We start from the raw sequence: 4,628 nt of genomic DNA on the forward strand, positions 1-4,628 counted from the left end.
GTTTGTTTCTTAATTTGTATATCTTGATATTAAACGATTTGAGTTAAATCTTCAAGATATATATTCGCAAATGTAATTGGATGAGCGACTTCTTAAACAAAATTAAGGAGTCGATTTTTATGGCAAAAATAACGAAAAATGAGCAAGAAAATTTGGTGAAAAATTACACAAAAAAACCGGCGTACTCTAATAGCCGGTTAAACCGACATATTATGTACACCCCCGAACCAAAATTACACTTTGATGCTATGACAATTGTTGGGAATCTTAATAAGAACAATGCTCACAAACTGTCTGAATTTATGAGTATTGCGCCACAAATTAGACTTTGGGATATATTACAAACCAAATTTAAAGCTAAGGCTCTACAAGAAAAAGTTTACATCGAATATGATAAAGTAAAAGCAGATGCGTGGGATAGACGTAATATGCGTGTTGAATTTAATCCTAATAAACTTACGCATGAAGAAATGCTTTGGTTAAAACAAAACATCATTGACTACATGGAAGATGATGGTTTTACAAGATTAGATTTGGCTTTTGATTTTGAAGACGATTTGAGCGATTATTATGCGATGACTGATAAATCAGTTAAGAAAACTATTTTTTATGGTCGTAACGGTAAACCAGAAACAAAATATTTTGGTGTTCGTGACAGTGATAGATTTATTAGAATTTATAATAAAAAACAAGAACGTAAGGATAATGCAGACATTGAAGTTATGTCTGAACACTTATGGCGTGTAGAAATTGAATTAAAAAGAGATATGGTTGATTATTGGAACGATTGTTTTAATGATTTACATATTTTGAAACCAGATTGGTCTAGTTTAGAAAAAGTAAAAGACCAAGCAATGATTTATATGCTAATTCATGAAGAAAGTACATGGGGTAAATTAGAAAGACGTACAAAAAATAAATACAGAGAAATGTTAAAAAGTATTTCAGAAATTGATTTAACGGACTTAATGAAATTGACTTTAAAAGAGAATGAAAAACAATTGCAAAAGCAGATTGAATTTTGGCAGCGTGAATTTAGATTTTGGGAGTGAAAAAACAATGAGGACTGAAAAAGAAATTTTAAATTTAGTTTCTGAATTTGCTTATCAACGAAGCAATGTAAAAATTATTGCTCTCGAGGGTTCAAGAACTAATGAAAATATAAAAAAAGATAAGTTTCAAGATTATGATTTTGCTTTTTTCGTATCAGATATTGAGTGTTTCACACATGAAGAAAGTTGGTTAAGTTTATTTGGAGAATTATTGTTTATACAGAAACCAGAAGATATGGAATTATTCCCACCTGATTTAGATTATGGTTACAGTTATATAATGTATTTTAAAGATGGCATAAAAATGGATATTACATTAATTAATTTAAAAGATTTAAATCGTTATTTTAGTGATTCTGATGGTCTTGTAAAAATTTTAGTTGATAAAGATAATTTAGTAACTCAAGAAATTGTTCCAGATGACTCAAATTATTGGTTAAAAAAACCAACAGAACGAGAATTTTATGATTGCTGTAATGAGTTTTGGAGTGTCTCAACGTATGTAGCAAAGGGTGTTTTTAGAAGAGAAATATTATTTGCTTTAGATCATTTCAATAATATTTTACGTCCTGAATTATTAAGAATGATTTCTTGGTATATTGGCTTTAATAGGGGTTTTGATTTTAGTTTAGGAAAGAATTATAAGTTTATAAACAAATATTTAACTGATAAAGAATTCAATATGCTTTTAGCTACTTTTGAGATGAATGGATATAGAAAGACATACCAATCTTTTAAGCTTTGTTGTGAATTATTTAAATATTATTCAAATAAAGTAAGTTGTTTAGGAAATTATAACTATCCAAATTACGAAAAAAATATTGAGAATTTTATTCGTAATAATTATGAGAATTAATTTTATTAGCAACCACCATTTTTGGTTGCTGGGGCTTTAATGGTTTTGAACTTAGTGGCTAGCAATTAGCCACTATTTTTGTGCAAACAAAAATACATAAAGGGCATGGGATTAATCCCATCAAGCCGGTATATTCAGAACGAAGTGGCTAGAATATACGACGCTTGCCAAACCACAATATTACTTGAGAAAATATAGATTATATTATAAGCTATATTTATGAAAAGGAATATTTTTCGATAGAAAGGTGGTGGGACTTGTGAACGAACAAAAAGATAATTTGGCTAGCGATTTTTCTAACGATAAGGTCAAAAGACCAGTTAGAAAAGAGCCAAAACAAATATCGTTTAGAGTGAGTGAACAGGAATATTCAAAGTTGAAACAGTCGGCAGAAACTTTGAATATGACAGTGCCTAATTTCGTTAAGAAAAAGGCACAAGGCAGTCGATTAGTGTCGCCAAAATTAGACAAAGAAACGCGACAATCGATTGCCAAAGATTTAAGTCATTTGGGTAGTAATGTGAATCAGATTGCTAAGTGGTTTAATCAAAACAAAGATAAGGCTACACATTTACCAGAACAGAAATATCATGATTTAGAATTGCAATTTGATGATGTTAAAAAGGAGTTGCATAGGATATGGCAACAACTAAATTAGGCAATACGAAGTCGGCAAGTCGTGCTATTAATTACGCAGAAGAACGTGCAGAAGAAAAAAGTGGTTTAAATTGTGATGTTGATTATGCCAAATCGTATTTTAAGCAAACTAGGGCGTTATATGGCAAAGAGAATGGTGTTCAAGCACATACAGTCATTCAATCTTTTAAGCCTGGCGAAGTAACAGCTAAAGAATGCAATGAGATAGGTTTAGAATTGGCTAAAAAGATTGCACCAGAACATCAAGTAGCGATTTATACGCATACAGATAAAGACCATTTTCATAATCACATTATTATTAATTCAGTGAATTTAGAAACAGGCAAAAAATATCAGTCCAATAAAGAACAACGTGATTTCGTAAAACAAGCGAATGATCAGTTATGTCATGAGCGTGGTTTATCTGTTCCAGAAAAATCGGCAGAACTTAGATATACATTAGCAGAGCAGAACATGATAGATAAAGATAAACCTTCTTGGAAAAATGAAATCAGAATGGCAATTGAAGAAACAAAAGACCAAGCAATAAACTTTGAAGAATTTAACGATTTGCTAAAAGAAAAAGGTGTTCAAATTGCTAGAGTGACAAAAAATAATATTACCTATGAACACTTAGAAGAAAATAAAAAAGTACGTGGTAATAAGTTAGGAGATACTTACGATAAAGGAGGGTTAGCGTATGGCTTTGCAGCCGAGAAACAAAGACGAGAACTTGAACGAGAACTTGAAGAATCGAAACCAATCGAGCCAAAGCAGGCAGAACAACGAGAGCGAGATTGGTCTAATTTTGCACAAACAACAAATTCAATTGAACAAGATAGAAAACGCCGTGAACGAGAGGAACGAGAACGAGAAGAAGAAAAACGACGTATTGAGGAAAAGAATAGAAGAATTGGAGAAGAGCGAATCAGACAGGCACAAAGAGAACGAGAGATTGTTAAAAAATCTAGAGGCTTCGACCTCGAACTTTAATAATCTACTTGATCAGTTAGATAATTCAACTAAAAATGTGAAAAACAATTTTATTAGTGTTGCTCGTTCTTATCTAAAACGTATTGATACAGATAATTTACAACAAGATTTTAGTAAAGCAGTTAAAGATGAGTTGAGTGATGCCAAAAAAGAAATACGTAATTCAACAAATCAAGCGAGAGAAGAAAACAAAGAATATAAAAAGATTATAAACGAGCGATTAGCGAACAATGATGAATTGATTAATAAATATAATAAATCAATAAATGCTATGACTAAAGGTATTACAAGTCTATTTTTTGTGATTGTAATGATTGCACTAGTTTCTTTTGTTACTGGACCAATAGGCGAGTTTTTTGGTGTGGCACATTTATATCAATTTATTCAGAAGTTTATAGATACACACGAAACGCCATGGCGTTATTTGATAGGCATATTATATCTTTTACCTTATGTATGTTTTGCAGGTATTATGTGGCTTGTTGCAAAGACGTTAGACGTTATAAGATAGTTTTATATCTAAAAAACGCTAAATGCTTAAAAAAGCTCTTAAAATGCAAAATAGGACTATTTGATATAGAACACGCATTTATGCCGAGAAAACTTTTTGGTTGGAATAATGAAATGTGATAGCTAACTTGTTAGCGAGTTGGTTGGGCTTGAATTGGGATTAATCCCAAGAAAGTACCAACTCAACATCACATGGAATTGTTGGTTCCGACCAAAAAGGAAATTGGAATAAAGCAATAAAGGAGTTGAAGAAATGAAATTCAGAGAAGCATTGAACAACTTTCTTACTAGCAAGTATGTATTGGTTATAGTAGCAGCGTTGGTTATCTATCAAATAATTATGTTGTATAACTAAAAAAGACTTGATCTAATTAGGAACTAATTAGACCAAGCCTTTTGTTAGTGTTATATTAATAACAAAATAAAAATAAGAAGTCGCTCACGCCCCGACCAAAGTTTGTGAACGAAATCCGAAAAGAAAACAGTCGATGTTTGTTTCTTAATTTGTATATCTTGATATTAAACGATTTGAGTTAAATCTTCAAGATATATATTCGCAAATGTAATTGGATGAGCGACTT

General features: G+C 31.1%; 5 protein-coding genes. All 5 read left to right on the forward strand.

Annotated elements, in window-relative coordinates:
* The first annotated feature begins 119 nt into the window (after positions 1 to 119).
* The 5 genes from LQ688_RS13765 (at position 120) to LQ688_RS13785 (ending at position 4,048) form a co-directional block, all read left to right on the forward strand.
* Positions 120 to 1,052 (forward strand): replication initiation factor domain-containing protein, encoded by a 933-nt coding sequence (locus LQ688_RS13765; RefSeq protein WP_239724487.1) that lies wholly within the window; start codon positions 120 to 122, stop codon positions 1,050 to 1,052.
* A gap of 7 nt (positions 1,053 to 1,059) precedes the next feature.
* Positions 1,060 to 1,908, forward strand: coding sequence for a streptomycin adenylyltransferase Str (gene str, locus LQ688_RS13770; protein ID WP_210123150.1), 849 nt, complete (start codon positions 1,060 to 1,062; stop codon positions 1,906 to 1,908).
* Between the two features lie 259 nt (positions 1,909 to 2,167).
* Positions 2,168 to 2,566: a plasmid mobilization protein gene (locus LQ688_RS13775; RefSeq protein ID WP_069996718.1), complete on the forward strand. Its 399-nt coding sequence runs from the start codon at positions 2,168 to 2,170 to the stop codon at positions 2,564 to 2,566.
* The gene (locus tag LQ688_RS13780; RefSeq protein ID WP_239752874.1) at positions 2,548 to 3,537 is read left to right on the forward strand and encodes a relaxase/mobilization nuclease domain-containing protein; all 990 of its coding nucleotides are present in this window, start codon (positions 2,548 to 2,550) and stop codon (positions 3,535 to 3,537) included. Before LQ688_RS13775 ends, LQ688_RS13780 begins: the two co-directional genes overlap by 19 nt.
* Positions 3,500 to 4,048 (forward strand): DUF334 domain-containing protein, encoded by a 549-nt coding sequence (locus LQ688_RS13785; RefSeq protein WP_239747625.1) that lies wholly within the window; start codon positions 3,500 to 3,502, stop codon positions 4,046 to 4,048. Before LQ688_RS13780 ends, LQ688_RS13785 begins: the two co-directional genes overlap by 38 nt.
* The last annotated feature ends 580 nt before the right edge of the window (positions 4,049 to 4,628 follow it).

Origin of the sequence: Mammaliicoccus sp. J-M40, from assembly GCF_022386395.1 — a bacterium.
In the GTDB taxonomy this organism is placed as follows: domain Bacteria; phylum Bacillota; class Bacilli; order Staphylococcales; family Staphylococcaceae; genus Mammaliicoccus; species Mammaliicoccus lentus.